Source organism: Vibrio sp. Sgm 5 (assembly GCF_026241575.1).
Classification (GTDB): Bacteria; Pseudomonadota; Gammaproteobacteria; order Enterobacterales; family Vibrionaceae; genus Vibrio; species Vibrio jasicida.
The window spans coordinates 1-17,660 of sequence record NZ_JAPHPY010000074.1 but is presented as its reverse complement, the minus strand read 5'-3'; the positions used below and the strand labels follow the sequence as shown (position 1 = coordinate 17,660).

16 protein-coding genes are annotated in these 17,660 nt (G+C 44.9%); 9 read left to right on the top strand and 7 right to left on the bottom strand.

The window, feature by feature from the left end:
- Positions 1-100: 100 nt before the first annotated feature.
- Together OQJ86_RS24505 and gap are read right to left on the bottom strand one after the other, a co-directional pair.
- Complete coding sequence (locus OQJ86_RS24505) at positions 101-985, bottom strand: D-hexose-6-phosphate mutarotase (protein ID WP_038871260.1); 885 nt, start codon at positions 983-985, stop codon at positions 101-103.
- A gap of 180 nt (positions 986-1,165) precedes the next feature.
- Positions 1,166-2,161, bottom strand: coding sequence for a type I glyceraldehyde-3-phosphate dehydrogenase (gene gap / locus OQJ86_RS24500; protein WP_265991711.1), 996 nt, complete (start codon positions 2,159-2,161; stop codon positions 1,166-1,168).
- A gap of 334 nt (positions 2,162-2,495) precedes the next feature.
- Here gap and msrB point away from each other — a divergent pair, with 334 nt between their 5' ends.
- On the top strand, positions 2,496-2,909 hold the full coding sequence (gene msrB, locus OQJ86_RS24495; protein WP_080774313.1) for a peptide-methionine (R)-S-oxide reductase MsrB: 414 nt from the start codon (positions 2,496-2,498) through the stop codon (positions 2,907-2,909).
- A gap of 117 nt (positions 2,910-3,026) precedes the next feature.
- Here msrB and OQJ86_RS24490 read toward each other — a convergent pair whose 3' ends face one another.
- Positions 3,027-3,848 carry a DUF2989 domain-containing protein gene (locus OQJ86_RS24490; RefSeq protein ID WP_265991708.1) on the bottom strand — a complete coding sequence of 274 codons (822 nt, stop codon included), beginning with the start codon at positions 3,846-3,848 and terminating at the stop codon, positions 3,027-3,029.
- A gap of 101 nt (positions 3,849-3,949) precedes the next feature.
- Between OQJ86_RS24490 and OQJ86_RS24485 the strand changes: the two genes are divergently transcribed.
- On the top strand, positions 3,950-4,234 hold the full coding sequence (locus tag OQJ86_RS24485) for a YeaC family protein (RefSeq protein WP_038871251.1): 285 nt from the start codon (positions 3,950-3,952) through the stop codon (positions 4,232-4,234).
- Positions 4,235-4,341: 107 nt separating this feature from the next.
- Here the strand turns inward: OQJ86_RS24485 and ansA are convergent, their stop codons facing one another.
- Positions 4,342-5,355, bottom strand: coding sequence for an asparaginase (gene ansA / locus OQJ86_RS24480; protein ID WP_038871249.1), 1,014 nt, complete (start codon positions 5,353-5,355; stop codon positions 4,342-4,344).
- 113 nt (positions 5,356-5,468) lie between these two features.
- Positions 5,469-7,319, bottom strand: coding sequence for a signal peptide peptidase SppA (gene sppA / locus OQJ86_RS24475; protein ID WP_265991704.1), 1,851 nt, complete (start codon positions 7,317-7,319; stop codon positions 5,469-5,471).
- Between the two features lie 225 nt (positions 7,320-7,544).
- On the opposite strand from sppA, the gene OQJ86_RS24470 reads away from it, so the two are divergent.
- The 3 genes from OQJ86_RS24470 to OQJ86_RS24460 all read left to right on the top strand — a co-directional run bounded on the left by OQJ86_RS24470 (position 7,545) and on the right by OQJ86_RS24460 (position 12,357).
- Positions 7,545-9,557, top strand: coding sequence for an NADPH-dependent 2,4-dienoyl-CoA reductase (locus tag OQJ86_RS24470; protein ID WP_038871244.1), 2,013 nt, complete (start codon positions 7,545-7,547; stop codon positions 9,555-9,557).
- 181 nt (positions 9,558-9,738) lie between these two features.
- Positions 9,739-10,287, top strand: coding sequence for an NAD(P)H nitroreductase (locus OQJ86_RS24465; RefSeq protein ID WP_041057986.1), 549 nt, complete (start codon positions 9,739-9,741; stop codon positions 10,285-10,287).
- Between the two features lie 102 nt (positions 10,288-10,389).
- On the top strand, positions 10,390-12,357 hold the full coding sequence (locus OQJ86_RS24460; protein WP_265991700.1) for a DNA topoisomerase III: 1,968 nt from the start codon (positions 10,390-10,392) through the stop codon (positions 12,355-12,357).
- 61 nt (positions 12,358-12,418) lie between these two features.
- On the opposite strand, the gene OQJ86_RS24455 is transcribed toward OQJ86_RS24460, so the two are convergent.
- On the bottom strand, positions 12,419-12,625 hold the full coding sequence (locus OQJ86_RS24455) for a hypothetical protein (protein WP_038881886.1): 207 nt from the start codon (positions 12,623-12,625) through the stop codon (positions 12,419-12,421).
- A gap of 142 nt (positions 12,626-12,767) precedes the next feature.
- Positions 12,768-13,457 carry an SDR family oxidoreductase gene (locus OQJ86_RS24450; RefSeq protein WP_102389529.1) on the bottom strand — a complete coding sequence of 230 codons (690 nt, stop codon included), beginning with the start codon at positions 13,455-13,457 and terminating at the stop codon, positions 12,768-12,770.
- A gap of 282 nt (positions 13,458-13,739) precedes the next feature.
- Between OQJ86_RS24450 and OQJ86_RS24445 the strand changes: the two genes are divergently transcribed.
- From OQJ86_RS24445 to OQJ86_RS24430, 4 genes are all read left to right on the top strand, one after another.
- Positions 13,740-14,660, top strand: a complete 921-nt coding sequence (locus OQJ86_RS24445; protein ID WP_265991697.1) for a histone deacetylase — start codon at positions 13,740-13,742, stop codon at positions 14,658-14,660.
- A gap of 532 nt (positions 14,661-15,192) precedes the next feature.
- Entirely contained in the window at positions 15,193-15,840 is a 648-nt protein-coding gene (locus tag OQJ86_RS24440) for a DUF898 family protein (protein ID WP_265991695.1), read from the top strand.
- Entirely contained in the window at positions 15,753-16,367 is a 615-nt protein-coding gene (locus tag OQJ86_RS24435) for a DUF898 family protein (protein ID WP_265991693.1), read from the top strand. The genes OQJ86_RS24440 and OQJ86_RS24435 overlap by 88 nt, the downstream gene beginning before the upstream one ends.
- Positions 16,367-17,362 (top strand): M48 family metallopeptidase, encoded by a 996-nt coding sequence (locus OQJ86_RS24430; protein ID WP_265991692.1) that lies wholly within the window; start codon positions 16,367-16,369, stop codon positions 17,360-17,362. Before OQJ86_RS24435 ends, OQJ86_RS24430 begins: the two co-directional genes overlap by 1 nt.
- Positions 17,363-17,660: the final 298 nt, after the last annotated feature.

Sequence of the window (17,660 nt, the reverse complement as noted above, 5' to 3'; positions counted from 1 at the left end):
TCAGATCACACACACGTGAAAGAGTTCAAAAAAAATACCCAAGCTACAAGCTTGGGGATTTGTGTATAAGAGACAGGGGAGAACCGGCCTTTAAACTGTATTACTGCGCTGAAATCACAGTGATAAGTTCATGTGTCTCACCTGGCTGTAACGTCTTGCCTTGCTCGATACTTGGCGCATGCACTGTCGATTCCACACATATCATGGTTTCGTAGCCGTTGTCTGCCATGTCACCCATGCCTTGTGCGCCTTGTGCCCAAGGATTCCACAATACTGCTGAGTTATGGCCTTGGTTTTCAACGCTCAACGTGCGATCTAACACAGGGTCTTTCACCAAGATTTGCGCTTCTGGCTGAGTGTAAACACGGTCGATGGTATCAGTTAGTTGAAGGACATCACCACCTTGGCAGATTTCACCTTCTTTTAAGCTGTCGATGTACTCAGGTCCCATACCTGTTGTTTGTGCTTGTTTGATATCACCAACGTTTAGATATGTGTGTAGTGCACCTGAGAATGTCCACTCTGCATCATCAATGTTGGTGACTTTCAATGTCACTTTTAGCTCGTCGCTGATTTCAACAACAAGACGAGCATCAAACATATGTGGCCAGATGTCGTGAGTTTCTTCGGTTGGGAAGAGAGCAAGTTCGACGATCACGCCGTTGTCGTTCTCACGATGTTCAACCAATTCCCATTCTGCTGTGCGCGCAAAACCATGAGCTGGCGCTGCGATGCGGCCAAACCAAGGCCAACAAACAGGAATACCACCACGAAGTGCCGCTTTGCCATCAAAGATTGCTTTTTCGCTCATCCAGATTAGGTCTTCTTGGCCTGCTGGTGTAAACGAAACGACATGACCACCGTGTAGTGCGATACCTGCCGTTGCTTTCTCATGAATAACGCGAACGACTTTAACCTGATCAACTTCGACAATAGTGACGTTATCAGATAGCACGGTTAGAGCTGGGAGAGTTTTTAAATCCATGTGTTGCTTCCTATCGCTGGGAGGGAGAGTGTTTTAGACGCACTTCGCACATTGAGTGCAACGTCGAGTCTTCATTCTCTCAAATTCCAGATACAAAAAAGGCGACTCTAGAGCCGCCTTTTATTCAAATCTTATGTTTCAAACACAAGCTTCGCTAATTGCTTTTCAGCTAAGTAATAATTACTTAGAGATGTGAGCGATTAGGTCTAGAACTTTGTTTGAGTAACCGATTTCGTTGTCGTACCAAGATACAACTTTAACGAAGTTATCAGTTAGAGCGATACCAGCTTTAGCATCGAATACTGAAGTTTGAACTTCACCGATGAAGTCTTGAGAAACAACTTGGTCTTCAGTGTAGCCTAGAACGCCTTTTAGTTCGCCTTCAGAAGCTTCTTTCATTGCTGCACAGATAGCTTCGTAAGATGCGCCTTTCTCTAGGTTAACTGTTAGGTCAACTACAGAAACGTTAGCTGTTGGTACGCGGAAAGCCATACCAGTTAGTTTGCCGTTTAGTTCTGGAAGAACAACGCCTACAGCTTTAGCAGCACCAGTTGAAGATGGGATGATGTTCTGAGAAGCACCACGACCACCGCGCCAGTCTTTAGCAGAAGGACCGTCTACAGTTTTTTGAGTAGCTGTAGTAGCGTGAACTGTAGTCATAAGACCAGATACGATACCGAACTTGTCGTTAAGAACTTTAGCGATAGGCGCTAGACAGTTAGTAGTACAAGAAGCGTTAGAAACGATGTCTTGACCTGCGTAAGTTGAATCGTTTACGCCCATAACGAACATTGGAGTTGCGTCTTTAGAAGGACCAGTTAGAACAACTTTCTTCGCACCAGCAGTGATGTGCTTACGTGCAGTCTCGTCAGTTAGGAAAAGACCAGTTGCTTCAGCTACTACGTCAACGTCGATAGCATCCCATTTTAGATCTTCAGGGTTGCGCTCTGCAGTTACACGTACAGTTTGACCGTTAACGATTAGGTTACCGCCTTCAACTTCAACAGTACCGTTGAAACGGCCGTGAGTTGAGTCGTACTTAAGCATGTATGCCATGTAATCTACGTCGATAAGGTCGTTAATACCTACAACTTCGATGTCGTTGCGCTCTTGCGCTGCACGGAATACGAAACGACCGATACGGCCAAAACCGTTAATACCTACTTTGATAGTCATTATAGTTGCTCCACAACTTAATTTCTGATTAAAGATAACTGGTAGTAAAATTACAGAATCCAGTAAACATCTGCAACAGATAATCGGACTTAACTTGTTTAAAGTCAAAAAAAAGCGACGCTTTTTTTAACAATTCTTCGCAAATGCTCGTTTTTTAAACTTTTAACTGGTTATTCTACATCCCAGTTGGCGTAATATAACTTCCGAGATAAGTACTCGTATCAAATTAATTACACATGGTGTTCTGGTGAGAAAGTATGTGCTACAACTGTTACGAGAAGCAAGTTTTTTGCTAAAAAAGTCATTGCCAAAAATAAGAAATAAGGAACAGGAATTGGTGGAACAAAGCGGAAGAAAAGTAACGAAGTCCGATGAACAGTGGCGTGAGCAGCTCTCTGAGGAAGAGTTTCGCGTCTGTCGCGAGCAAGGAACAGAAGCTCCGTTCTCCGGTAAACTGCTTCACAACAAAGAGACAGGCGTCTATGCCTGTACGTGTTGTGATGCTCCTCTATTTGTCTCTGATAATAAGTACGACTCAGGGTGTGGCTGGCCAAGTTTTGATGCGCCAATTAATGACACCGCGGTCCGTTATTTAGAAGATCTGAGTCACGGAATGGTTCGTACAGAGATTCGATGTGGCGCTTGTGACAGTCATTTAGGTCATGTTTTTGAAGATGGGCCGCAAACAACAGGCGAACGCTATTGTGTAAACTCGGTGTCGTTAATTTTCAACAAATCTGACCAATAAGCCGGATAATGGTTGAAAGAATGTTTCATCCTTTCAATTAATAAAATAGTAATTGCCCACTCAAGATAAGCCGAGAGACAAATAAAAAACTCCCAATATGAATGGGAGTTTTTTATTTTATAAATTACTTGGGATTATCCTTGGCGAATAATTCCCTTTCTCTATCGACTTCGAAATAGATTTAGCCAAATCGTCTAGTTGTTCATATTTCTCTGTCTTTGAAAAATTGAACATACGCTTTAATTGTTGCTCATTGGCGAGCGGAACATCAAAGCGTTTGGCTACCATCGCCCATAAATAGGCCTGCTCTTTGTTACCTAACCCTTGATTGATGCTCGCGAGCGACTTGAGGATGGCTGGATTGAGGTTGTTCTCGTCAGACATTGAAAGCGAATTATGAAGTAATGTTAACGTTTTTTGCTGGTCTCTATTGGTATAGAAGGTCGCTAAGGCATATTGCATCTCAGCATTGTTAAGTTGAGGGGAGCCTTCCATTTGCAAGAATTGACGCCTCGCTTGATCGTCTCCCGTTTGAGACCATAAAAAGTATAGGGTCGCAGGATCGTCAGAACCTTTTAGTGTCGCGACGATACGTTCTAATTCGTCAATGCTATGCACTAATGCATCGAAACGTTTTCTTTTTAACGCGCTTTGATCGATAGGGGTAATTTGAGAGGCAAGCTCAAGGCATTTCCTGTACTCAGCAACCAAAGCGTATTCGGTGATCTGGTTCGCTTCTGTTGGGCTTTTGAGTAACTCAAATCGATGCCAGACTAAATTCGTTCTAGGAATCCGGCACTGTCCATCGTCCATGTTGAGTTGCTCGCAACGCAGTTTGGGATTGTTTTGGCACAATTCTTCCGTGGTGACGTTGCCTTCAAAGCAGCCTGTTAAAGTCAAAGAGGCAAGGCTTGCTAGTAGCCAGTATGTTCGTTTCATGGTTTTGCTTGTGATCCGTTACACCAATTCATTTTTGGATTCTTGACTCTGTTTACTAACCCGTTATGTTCTGTGAATAGAATGTAATAAGAAGGTACATTATGGACGCAGAACAATTATTAAATGCGATAACGCCAGAAGTCTATGATCGATTGGTTTACGCAGTAGAAACAGGAAGATGGCCTGAGGGTACAACACTTTCTAAAGAGCAGCGAGACTCATGTATGCAAGCTGTGATGTTGTATCAATCAAAACACAACACTGATGCGCAGCACATGACCGTGGCTGCTGGTGGAGAAATCAGTTTTAAATCGAAGCAAGAATTGAAGAAACAGTTCAACGAAGAAGAGCAAGATATTGTTCGAGTAAACCCGAATCACAGCTGATAGTCCTTATTCTTACTCTCCTTGCAGTAGGCAGAACAGTAAATATTGAAAAGCCCAATTTTGAATTGGGCTTTGTTGTTTAAGATACGAACAGTAGGTTTACCGAACTACAGGCTCATTTCACCACGCAGTACTTCTTGCATCTTCGTTTTGATCTCTTCATAAGACAGGTTCTGGCTTAGAAGGTAGTGCAGTTTTGCTAGCGCTGCTTCTGGCGTCATATCAAAACCACTGATTACGCCAGAATCTGCTAGTGCACAACCAGTTGCGTAGCCGCCCATGTTGACTTTACCCGCCAAACATTGCGTTAAGTTCACGACAATGACGCCACGCTCAGATGCTTCTTTTAGATGACCTAGTAACTCAGGATTTTGCGGGGCATTGCCCACACCAAATGTCAGCAAGATCATCGCATTGACTGGTTGACGAAGTGTATTGCGGATTACTTCGTGTGAAATGCCAGGGTACATGGTGATCACGCCGATAGGTTGTGGCGTGATGTTGTGTACTTTGAAGTCACCCTCTGGCTTTGTGCCTACTGCAACATTGTTGCTGATCTGGATATTGATACCTGCCTCCAACAGAGGCGGCAAGTTTGGCGATGTAAACGCGTTAAAGCCATCAGCATGAGACTTGGTGCTGCGGTTACCGCGCATCAACTGATTGTTGAAGAACAATGTTACTTCGTTGATAGGGTAGTTTGCCGCAATATGCAGAGCATTCAGTAGGTTTGCTTGGCCGTCTGAGCGTAGTTCTGCCAGAGGAATTTGTGAGCCGGTCACGATGACAGGTTTACCTAGATTCTCCAACATGAAAGACAATGCAGAAGCGGTGTATGCCATGGTGTCGGTACCATGCAAAATAACAAATCCATCGTATTTATCGTAGTTGTCACGGATGTCGTCTGCGATTTGCTGCCAGTCTGCCGGTGTCATATCAGATGAGTCGATCAGAGGCTCGTACTCATGGATGGTGTATTCCGGCATTTCTGGGCGGTGGAACTCGGGCATGCTGGCGAGTTGTTTTTCCATAAAGCCAGCGACAGGGACGTAGCCGTGATCGGATTTTTGCATACCGATGGTGCCACCGGTGTAAGCGATGTAGATGTGTTTTCTAGTCATCGTTCTACTTTACTTTCATGTAGGGGAACAGTGGCGGGGATTATAGCGAAATGAAACCTAATAAAAAGGGGCATCTCGCACAGAGACGCCCCTTTTTGGCTAAGCTAGGATAGCTATTGCACTTGGCAATTTAAGCAGAACGCGTATTGACCTTTTGGATCATTAAAACTTTGTAGCATGCTAGCGTCTTGTTCAAATTGCTGAGCCACTGGTTGAAGGCTCTTAGGTAAGAAGCTCGTTGCGTCAATACCGAGTGATACTTTGACTTGGTTCATGAACTCTTGAACAAATTGCTCTGTCGGTGAAAGTGGTTCTTCAACCCAGTAGATTTCGTAGTTCTCTACCTCAGCCAGTTTCGCTGCCAGTTTAACGGCATCATCGAAATCACCCATTTGATCGACTAGACCGAATGACAACGCGTCTTGACCCGTCCACACGCGGCCTTGCGCTACTTTGTCCACTTCTTCAAGTGACATATCTCGGTTTGAGCCAACCAAAGAAATAAAACGTTTGTAACCGTGCTCAATACCCAATTGGAACGCCTCAGAAGCGCCAGCAGAAAGACCCGTCGTGATGCCATCACCAGAGAATGGAGAGGTCCCCACACCATCAGTGCTAATACCAAGTTTGTTAAAGCCCTTCTCAAAGGTCGTAATTACGCTGAAGATACCGATTGAGCCTGTCAGTGTCGTCGGCTGAGCTACGATTTTGTCTGCGCTCATTGAAATCCAGTAACCACCTGAAGCCGCAAGGCTAGACATCGAAACCACAACGGGTTTACCTACTTCTTTTAAGGCTTCTACTTCATTACGAATCACTTCAGAGGCAAAAGCACTGCCGCCAGGGCTATCAACACGAAGTACAACAGCTTTCACTTTATCGTCGTTGCGAGCTTGACGAAGTAGGCTTGCGACTGTGTCACCACCGACCGTACCACGTGGTTGTTGACCATCCATAATGGCACCGCTTGCAACAACAACAGCAATGTCGTTTTCAGCAAGGTTTAGTTTAGGACGCATGGTAGCAAGGTAGTCGTAATATCCAATTGCGTTGTAGCTGTCTTTCCCATCACTGCCAAACTCTTTAGCGAACAGCTTACGCACGTCTTGGCGAGTAGCCAGTTCATCAACCAATCCCATTTTTACTGCAAGCTGAGCGATGTCGCCATCAACCGACTTCATCTCTGCTAGCAACTCTTCCATGGTTGGATTTAATGCTTTTGCATCAATGTTACGGTTCGTTGCTACGTCATCAACAAACGCGCTCCATAGTTGTGTGATCCAACGAGTCGCTGATTCTTTTGCTGCGTCTGACATGTCATCGCGGATGAATGGTTCAATCGCGGATTTGTAAGTACCTACTCGAAATACGTGCGTTGAAACATCGAGTTTCTCTAACAAGGTTTTGTAGTACATGGAGTAAGAGCTATAACCCTTAATCAATACGCCACCATCGGGTGCTAGAAAAACTTTATCAGCGTAACTTGCAAGGTAGTATTGGCTTTGATTATAGAAATCACCCACCGCGTATACTGGTTTGCCTGATGCTTTAAACTCGTTCAGTGCTTTTGCAATGTAACGAAGCTTAGTTAGGTTAGTTTCTGGCATATCACGCAGAGCAAGGACAAGGCCCGAGACTTTAGGGTCGTCTTTTGCGTATCGGATGGTATCGACAATGTCGAATAACACGTTTTCTTTCGGAATTTCGTTACCTAAAACCGAACCAGCAATGGAATCCATTGGGTTAACGTAACGACGTTGCTCAACGATCGGTCCCGATAAGTTCATAACCAACGCCGATTCTTTATCAATGACAGGTTGACCTTCTCCAGTGTAGGTAAAGACAAAGTAGAAGACAGCAATCATCACTAAAAAGATCAGGTTCACTAGCGCAAGTCTGACAAAGGTGATGGCTTTCCATATCCCCTTGAATATCAGACCAATAAATTTGAAGAGTTTTTTCATCTTGTCTCCATAACGAGATAGTCTTTCCCTAATCTTACAAAGTATGGGTTCTTATCTCTAAGATCTCAAAAGATAACAATTTTTTTAGCTTATCACGCGCATTCACAATTGGCATAGTTTAACGTGAGATTGACGCGTGTTGCAAAATTGTAAACGCTTGTTTGATTTTTTGGTTTTTGCGGCGTACTGTGGTCAGACCACAACAATAAAAATGGATGTTTAGTGATGTCTGCCATGTACCCAAATTTGTTAAAGCCATTGGACTTAGGTTTTACACAGCTACGAAACCGCGTCCTGATGGGATCAATGCATACTGGTTTAGAAGAGCACAAAGAAGGTCTTCAAAAGCTGGCTGCGTTTTATGAAGAGCGTGCCAAAGGCGGTGTTGGCTTAATCGTAACTGGTGGTTTTTCTCCAAATTTACGTGGCCGATTGCATCCGTTAAGCGCTGAATTTAGTAAGCCTAAGCACGCCAAAGCACATAAGGTTGTGACGGAAGCGGTTCACAAGCACGGCAGTAAAATTGCCCTACAAATTCTCCATGCAGGGCGTTATGCGATGCATCCATTCGCGCAAAGTGCATCGGGTATGAAAGCGCCTATCGCCAAATTTGCACCAAGCGAAATGAGCGAGCGACAAATCAAAAAGACCATCGAAGCTTTTGCTAATAGTGCTGAGCTGGCTCAGCTAGCGGGCTATGATGGTGTCGAGCTAATGGGCTCTGAAGGTTATTTGATTAACCAATTCTTATGTAAGCGTACCAACATGCGCTACGACGACTGGGGCGGCAGCTACAAAAAACGTATGCGTTTCCCTATCGAAATCGTTAAAGCAGTGCGTAAAGCCGTGGGCGAAAAGTTTATTATTATCTTCCGTCTCTCGATGTTGGACTTGGTCGAGCAAGGCAGCACGTTTGAAGATGTTATTGAATTGGCAAAAGCACTTGAAGAAGCCGGTGTGACAATAATTAATACGGGTATCGGCTGGCACGAAGCGCGTATTCCTACCATTGCCACTCAAGTACCCCGCGGAGCATTTACGTGGGTGACTGAAAAGGTGAAGCCGCACGTTTCTGTTCCAATTATCACCTGTAACCGGATAAATACCCCAGATGAGGCCGAACGAATTCTTTCTTCTGGACATGCTGACATGGTTTCTATGGCGCGTCCTTTCCTAGCTGATCCTTACTTTGTTGCTAAAGCCGAACAAGAAAAGTCACAGCTCATCAATACGTGTATTGGTTGTAACCAAGCGTGCTTAGACAATGTATTTAAAGGCAAGCGAGCAAGTTGTTTGGTTAACCCATTAGCTTGCTACGAAACTGAAATCGTGGTCGAGGACGCGTTTAAGAAGAAAAATATTGCAGTCGTCGGCGCGGGACCTGCTGGCCTCGCTTGTGCGACAACGCTGGCAGAACGTGGCCACAAAGTAGATTTGTTTGAGAAGAACGATCGCATTGGTGGTCAGTTCCGTTTAGCCATGCAGATTCCAGGTAAAGAAGAGTTTCGTGAGACCATCCGTTACTTTGCGAACCGCATTGAAGAAACTGGCGTTAACTTACATCTAGAAACTGAGGCGAATTACGATCTGCTGACTGAATATGATGAAGTGGTCATGGCATCTGGCGTTGAGCCGCGTAAAGTGAAAATTGATGGGATAGAAAACCCAGAAAAAGTGATCGACTATCAAACGTTGATCCGTGATAAAACGCCAGTAGGTGAAAAGGTAGCCATTGTTGGCGCAGGCGGGATTGGTGTTGATGTGGCAACGATGCTTACTGAGCCCGCGGGACAAACACTTGATGATTGGCTGCATGAATGGGGAATCGACAAAGAAATGTCTCAACCGGGGGGATTGTACCCTTATCCTGACGCCGTTGCTGATAAAGAAGTGTGGGTACTTCAACGTCGTAAAGGTCGCGTTGGAAAAGGACCGGGTAAAACCACAGGTTGGATTCATAAACGTACGCTTGAAAAGCGCGGTGTTCACTTAGTCGGTGGTGTGTCATACGACAAGATTGATGATGGTGGCCTACATATTCAAGTGAGCGGCAAGGCGCAATTGTTAGAAGCTGACAAGGTAGTTATTTGTGCGGGGCAAGAATCGGTTCGTCCGTTTGAAGACAAATGGCATGAGCTGGGCGAGAAATTACATATCATTGGTGGTGCAGACCATGCTGGGGAATTGGACGCGGTTCGCGCCATCCGCCAGGGTGTGAAACTGGCTGTCAAACTGTAAGTATCATTCTTTCTTAACTATTTTGCTGCGCCAGGTGCGCAGCTTTTTTTTGCCTACTTAACGCCTAGAAATCTAAAATTGGCTATCTAAACCCCCAGAAAACAGGTTGTTATTCGAAAGTTTGGATTATGCTAAAGTGAGCTGCGTAAAAATAATAATTCAATCAAATAAGGACTTGTTCATGGAAGCTCTCGATCTCTTGCTCAACCGTCGTTCTATCGCCAAGTTGTCTGAGCCTGCGCCAGAAGGTAAAGCGTTGGAGAATATTATTCGTGCAGGTTTGCGCGCGCCTGATCATGCAGGTTTAACCCCTTGGCGTTTTGTTATTGCTCAAGGCGATGGTTTAAAGAAACTGTCGGACATTCTTGTTAAAGCTGCTGAAGCGGAAAACAGTGAAGATGCGGTCGTTGAAAAAGTAAAAAATGCCCCGTTTCGTGCGCCAATGGTCATCACGGTGATTGCGAAGGTGACAGAACATGAGAAAGTCCCTGCATTCGAGCAATACCTGTCAGCAGGCTGCGCGGCACAAGCGATGCAAATGGCAGCGGTAGCACAAGGTTTCCAAGGTTTCTGGCGCTCAGGTAAGTGGATGTTCCACCCAGAAGTGCACCAAGCTTTTGGCCTTGAAGGCGAAGATCAAATCGTAGGATTCTTATATCTTGGCACACCAGGCTGCACTCCAATGAAAGTGCCAGAGCGTGACCTGTCTCAGTTTGTTGAGTTTCAGTAAGCTAGAAAGTGACGCTATAACTGTTCATCTGTACAGTTTTCCTTGATTTGTTAGGGCTACATTAGATAATGTGGCCCTAATTATTATGATTTCCAAAACCTTATGTCTCGTCTGTTTATTGCTGAAAAACCAAGTCTAGGTCGCGCGATTGCGGCTGCACTACCAAACCCTCAAAAGAAAGATCAAGGCTTTATCCGTTGTGGTAATGGTGACGTCGTGACTTGGTGTATTGGTCACTTGTTGGAGCAAGTTGAGCCCGATGCCTACGATGAGCGCTATAAAAAATGGAATATAGCTGACTTGCCGATTATTCCTCAGCAATGGCAGTTAAGACCGAGAAAAAGTGCCAGTAAACAGCTCACGGTAATACGTAAACTCCTTAAAGATGCGACAGAAGTTATCCATGCAGGCGACCCGGATCGAGAGGGGCAATTGTTGGTGGATGAGGTGTTGGACTACTGTAAGCTCTCCAAGACCAAGAAAGAAGCGACACAACGACTTTTAATTTCAGACTTGAACTTACCCGCGGTTAAGCGTGCATTGAGCTCAATGCGCAGCAATCGCGATTTCATTCCTCTTTCGGTTTCAGCTTTGGCACGTTCTCGTGCTGATTGGCTTTACGGAATGAACATGTCTCGCGCTTATACTTTGCTGGGCCAAAAAGCAGGCTACCAAGGTGTATTATCGGTTGGGAGAGTTCAAACACCTGTACTTGGTTTGGTGGTGCGCCGCGACGAAGAAATCGAAAACTTTGTACCCAAAGACTATTTCACTCTGCATGCATTGATCCCTTATCAAGATCAAAATGGTTCGTTTGATATTCGCGCTCGTTGGAAGCCAAGCGAGGCATGCAAACCTTGGCAAGATGAAGAAGGTCGAGTTCTTAACCGAAAGCTCGTTGAGAACGTAGCGAATCGCATTGCTAACCAGCCTGCGAAAGTCACGGAATCCGAGCAAAAGCAAACTAAGCAGTCTGCACCACTTCCTTATTCACTATCAGCCTTGCAGATTGATGCTGCCAAACGCTATGGCATGAGTGCCCAACAGGTTTTGGATACTTGTCAAGCGTTGTATGAGAAGCACAAACTGATCACGTACCCCCGTTCCGATTGTCGTTACTTACCGATGGAGCATTATTCGCATGCGGCTTCTGTCACTTCCGCTATCGCTAACAATGCCAAAGAGCTACAAAGCGCGGTGCAAGGTGCGGATTTATCGATTAAGTCTAAAGCGTGGAACGACAAAAAAGTCGATGCTCACCATGCAATCATTCCAACGCCAAAACAAGCGAATGTGAATGCGTTGTCTGGTAATGAGATGAAGGTATATCAGCTCATTGCCCGTCAATATTTAATGCAATTCTATCCAGCTGCAGTTTATGCGGAAGCGAAGCTCGTCTTTGATATTGCTGGTGGTACGTTTATCGCTAAAGGTCGCCAGCTGGTTGCTCCCGGCTGGAAAGCGTTGATGGGGAAAACGGACAAAGAAGACGATGGTATCGATGCTGTGCCACCGCTTGCAGAGGGCACCGTGCTGACTTGCCGTGAGGGTGAAATCAAAGATCGTAAAACAGAGCCGCCAAAGCATTTTACTGAGGCAACACTGCTTCAAGCCATGACGGGTATTGCTCGTTATGTTGCCGATAAAGAATTGAAAAAGATTTTGCGAGATACAGATGGTCTTGGTACGGAAGCGACTCGAGCAGGCATCTTAGATACCCTATTCAAACGGCAGTTATTGACTCGTCAAGGAAAATCGATTCTTAGCTCTCAAGCAGGCAGGGGATTGATTCATGCTTTGCCACTGGATTCGACGTATCCTGATATGACCGCGAATTGGGAACATCAACTCCAAGGTATGGCAGAAAGAAATCAAGCTTACTTGCCGTTTATGCAAGCGCTAGAGCAGCGTATTGATGGTTTGATGGGGGAAGTAAAGTCTGGGCCTATTCCTGATTCGCTACGCCACCTTCCTAAAGTAGAGCGACCAGCATTCAAGCGTAAGAAGCGCAGTTACAACAAATCTGGTGCATCAAAAACGACGACCACCAAACGTAAATCCTCCAAGTAATTCATGCCTTCCGGCGACTAAGCGGCACCAGCTAGTGCCGCTTTTGATATCAATATGATGACTAGTCGAACAAGTTATCGTTCTTGTCGATTGCGCCTCTGACGTCATCTTGCGTTAATACGCGTTTACCTAAATCCTGCTTTACTTGTTTACCCAAGTCGATCAATGCATCTCGATTTGCTTGAGTTTGACGCTTGCCTGCACTTCTTAAGCAGTAATTGAGCTCATGCTCTTCACTAAAATTCACCAGATCTTTATCTGCGGCCATTGTTACTCTCCTTAGTGGGGTTAATACCTCACTAAGTCTGGATAGGAAACGGTGAAATTCAAGTTAAGTAATGAGATTGGAGAATGGGCGACGAAACTGGGAACCTTTCGTCGCCTAACGTTAACTTATTGATACTTGACTATTACCAAGGAAGTTCGGTGCCATCATAGTTAATAAACTGCCCCGAATTTTCTTGCGTGCTTTGCTCAATCACTTTTGCTAAACCATCAGCAGATGTTTGGGTGTCGATAAGCGCATTGGGTCCACCCATCTCAGTACGAACCCAGCCCGGATGGAGTGCCAAGACAGTGAAGCCCTCATCGGTTAGGTCATTACTCAAACTTTTAACAACAGAGTTGAGTGCCGCTTTGGAAGAGCGATAGATGTAACCACCACCAGAGGTGTTTTCCGTCATGCTGCCGACTTTAGAGGAGATACACGCAATTTTCTTCGCTTTGCCTTGTTGTAGCAGCGGATAAAAGCTTTCCACTAACTTCAATGGAGCGATGGTATTTATCTCGAAGACTTGTCGCCACTCTTCGATGTCGGTGTTACTAAAACCATAGCCTTTAGGCCCGTAGTAACCTGCATTGTTGATCAGCAGATCGATTGCTGGGAGTTCGCTTGCGAGTTGGGCAACTCGTTGGTAATCCGTCACGTCCAATTCATGTAGCACCAAGGTATTATAATGCGATGCTAATGCGTGTAGTTCTTTACTGTCTGTGAGGTTACGGCTTGTCGCGTGAACTTGATCGCCTTGTTGCAAATAGAGCTCGGTTAAACTCAAACCGATACCGCGATTCGCACCAGTAATAAAGACTGTCTGACTCATGAGTACACCTATCTGTCTGATTCAATAAGGTTAAGTGGAAACAGAACCATTGTGTTAGCTAAGGGCGATAAAATCAACTAACCACCATGCACCTAACATCATCGACATGAACAGAGAAATCGCGCAGAAAGAACCAAAGAAAGCTCCGAGTATCGTATATAAGGTTTTATTCATAACAGGTAGAAATTTAATTGATATTGAAAATCATTATCAATTAAATTTCTTTTTAATTAACTCTGGGAGTTGGTACTATTTCACAACGTTTTATGAAAAGAATGTCCCATGCTGCCACTGATTTATCACCCTATTTACTCGCAACTCGATCTACCAGATGGTCACCGTTATCCGATCATGAAATATCGCTATCTTTATCAAGCTGTGATGGAAAAACTCGCGAGTGAGGGTTGGGGAGGGCAAATTGAATTCTTCCAACCAAGCCCTCTAAGTACGGATGATATTAAACAGGTGCATGATGGGGAGTATGTCGACTTGTTGGTGACGGGAGCTATGCCTGCGGCCAAAATGCGTCGAATTGGGTTTCCTTGGAGCGAGGTCCTGATAACACGGACACTGACATCCACCGCCGGAACAGTGCTGACCGCAGAAAAGGCATTAGAGCATGGTGTCGCGATTCACCTAAGCGGTGGCTATCATCATGCGCACAAAAACTTTGGCAGTGGTTTTTGTCTATTCAACGATCTGGCGATTGCTGCTAAGCACATGCTTGATCATGAACACGTCGATAAAGTGATGATCATCGATAGTGATGTCCACCATGGCGATGGCACGGCAACGATTTGTGAAAGTGAACCCGACATTGTCACCTTGTCTTTCCACTGCGATAAAAATTTCCCAGCGAGAAAGCCAGACTCTGACCTTGATGTTCCATTAAGTCGTGGAACCAGTGATGAAGCTTTTTTGATGACGTTTAAAGAAGTGGTCGAAATGGCAATTAATCTGCATCGCCCTGACATGGTGATTTACGACGCTGGTGTGGATATTCATGTCGACGACGAACTGGGGTATTTCAACGTGTCGACGGAAGGCATATTCGAACGTGACCGCTTTTTAATGCAGTTAATGAAAGATAGAGGGATTCCTATTGCGGCTGTCGTCGGTGGTGGTTATCGAAGTGAACACGCGGATTTGGTGCCTATTCATATGCAGTTGTTGAATGCCGCTGAATTCGTTTTTAAAGACTGAATCTAGAATGTTGAAATTGAGGTAGCGGACTCAGTTCTCGAATGAACATTTAAGGCTGGGAATCCTTTCCCAATTTTATTTTCCTAGCCTTTGACGTTGTCTAAAACAACAAATGGATGGATTTAGCTAATGCAGAAAGAAGATGCTCCTGCCTTATGCCGAGGCGAATATTAGGGGGCTTCGCGGCATTTAGATAGTTATAAACACCTTACAATTCGTCTGATAAAAAATGTAATCAGCAACTAACCTGTTGAGTGGCAAGCCCGCATCTCTGAATGTGGGCTTTTTTAGTGATAATGAACCATTGTAGATTAAATTCACTGAGAGAGTAGTTTCTATCACTTTGAGTGGCTTTATTTGAGCGGAATTGACCATTTAATTATTTTTTCGGTGAATTTGAATTCATAATTAATATGTATTTTATAAATAATTGATGTTTAGTTTGCTTATGGCAGTTAAGTTTATCAATTTATGAATGAGATAGGATAACGCCTTTAAATTCATAAAATTAAACAAACTATTCGGACTGTATATGAACCATCAACGCATTTCCAATACCATCTCTTTTAAAGGGCGAGGGGGAGAGTTTTTTGGCATCTGGATTGTCAATGTTCTACTTTCTATCGTTACGCTTGGAATTTACTCTGCTTGGGCCAAAGTAAGAACAAAGCGCTACTTCTACGGTAACACGTACATCGACGGTGATAACTTTGAGTATCATGCTGAGCCAATGCAAATTTTAAAGGGGCGTTTAGTCGCGCTGGCGATTGTATTGGTATGGGGTATCGCAAACTCGTTCATTCCCCAACTGGCGCTTGTGCTCTTACTTCTGTTTTATGTCGCTCTGCCATGGTTGTTATGGAGCAACGCACGATTTGATTCTGCAATGACGAGTTACCGCAATGTTCACTTCTCTTTTAATTCGTCACTGAAAGATGCATACATGACCATACTTGGCCGAGGCTTTGGTGCAGCGCTGGCTGTCATGGTTTTTATTGGTATCTGTGTGGCGGTTGCGAGCGTTTCGCAAGCTGCGTCGGTTATTTTAGGGCTTTGCTCAGTTGTCGTTATGGCTGACTTTATGGTTGGGTTGTGGTTGGCGTTCAACGTTACTTTGTTAATGGCTACCGCTATGGTGATTGGCAGTTCAGTGGCGAACTTGAAACCAGTTTCTTTGTAAAAACCTACCTGAAAGCCGTAGCAATTGGTCTTAGCACGGCTGTCGCGATTGCGATTGTGGCGGTCATTGTAATGGTTGGGAGCTCAGGGCTCATGGAAGCTGCAGCGGGCGACTTGGCTTCACTGAATAAATCTAGCCCTGTCATTACGATGGTTGTCATGTACCTTGGTATGATTGGCCTAACCATCGGCTTGACGGCATACACAGCAACAAGAACTCGTAACTACTTGTTCTCCCAAATGAAGCTAGAAAAAGAAGGGCAAGAAGAAAACAACTTTACGTTTAAGTCTACCTATACAGTTGATGGCTACATGTGGCTGATTATCTCAAACTTCCTATTACAAGTTGTGACCTTGAGTATTGCGAGACCATGGGTAATGGTTCGTACTTCTCGCTATGTTGCTGACAAGACGGTCGTCGTTGGAGACATGAGCCAACTGAAAGCAGCAGACCAAGATTCAAAAGTGAAATCAGCGATTTCTGATGAAGTTGCACAAGCCTTCGATCTCGGTGTTGGAATCGGTTAATGCAGTTTGAAGGAACCGCGTTTCCACCCAAAAGCTCTGAGCGACATCAAGCCAAATTGGATGTCGCTCAGGCCAACTCGTTGAGTTTGGTTGTTGCTGACAATATTTTCAGCTGTGACCAGCAGCATGCGGACATTACTGCTCCAGTCGGCAATTTACCCGTCAGATTTAAGCTGCCCAATGGTTGGGTTTTCGTTACCGAACGGACTGAAGAAGTGTCTCGGTGGCTAGAGGCAAATAAAAGGTCGAGCTTTGTTGATAAAATTGAATCGAACTGGCTTGCTTGGGTCGTGTCTGCGATGGCATGCATTGCCGTTGTGCTCGGGGGATATTATTACGCGTTACCTTGGGTGAGCGACAAAGTCGCATACGCTATTCCTGACAGTGTTTCAGTTGTACTTGGCGAAAAGGTACTCGAAAGCTTGGATTCCCGTTGGGAACCGAGCGAGCTGAGTAAAGCCGAACAAGAAGCCATTCGAAGCAGGGTAGAGCAGCACTTAACACAGTTAGAGGCGTTGCCTTACCAAGTAGAGGTTGTTTTCCGATCCTCTGAGCTAGGAGCGAATGCGTTTGCCTTGCCTGGTGGAAAGATTGTGCTGCTCGATGAATTAGTCGCGTTGTCTAAAAACCAGCAACAGTTGGACAGTATTATTCTGCACGAGCTTGGTCATATTCATCATCGCCACATGTTAAAGAGGTTGGTGTATTCGAGTGTCCTTTCTGTTGGTGTCGCTCTTTTAACCGGTGAAAGCTCTGGCATCGTGGACAATCTTGCCGGTGCAAGTGTGTTTGTGTTGTCCAGTGGTTACTCCAGAGAAGCCGAAATACAAGCCGATGCATTTGCAAGAGAGGCGATGCTCAAGATTTATGGCGACACAAATCCGATGGCTGAAATGTTTGAGTTGTTCCGTAACCAAGGTTATGAAGAGTTGCCTGAGTGGTTGAGTACTCATCCAGATCTCGATAAAAGGATTGAGGCAGCGAAAGGAAACTAATTCTTTCATACCAATACTTAACGATGAGAGCTCACTAAATATTAGTGGGCTTTTTTCTTGCATATTGAAAAGTGCTTCGAGGATTAGACAGGCTTTTTCTGAATATGGCTGAGTGCGGGGACGCCTCGTTCGGGGTTGCGTTCAACTAGGGATTTAGAAATCCCGTAATTTCCCAAGCGCTAAAACGACGAAAGCTCGTTGATTTCTCAACGAGCTTTCTGAATGTGGCGGAGAGATAGGGATTTGAACCCTAGATACGCTATTAACGTATGCCGGTTTTCAAGACCGGTGCTTTCAA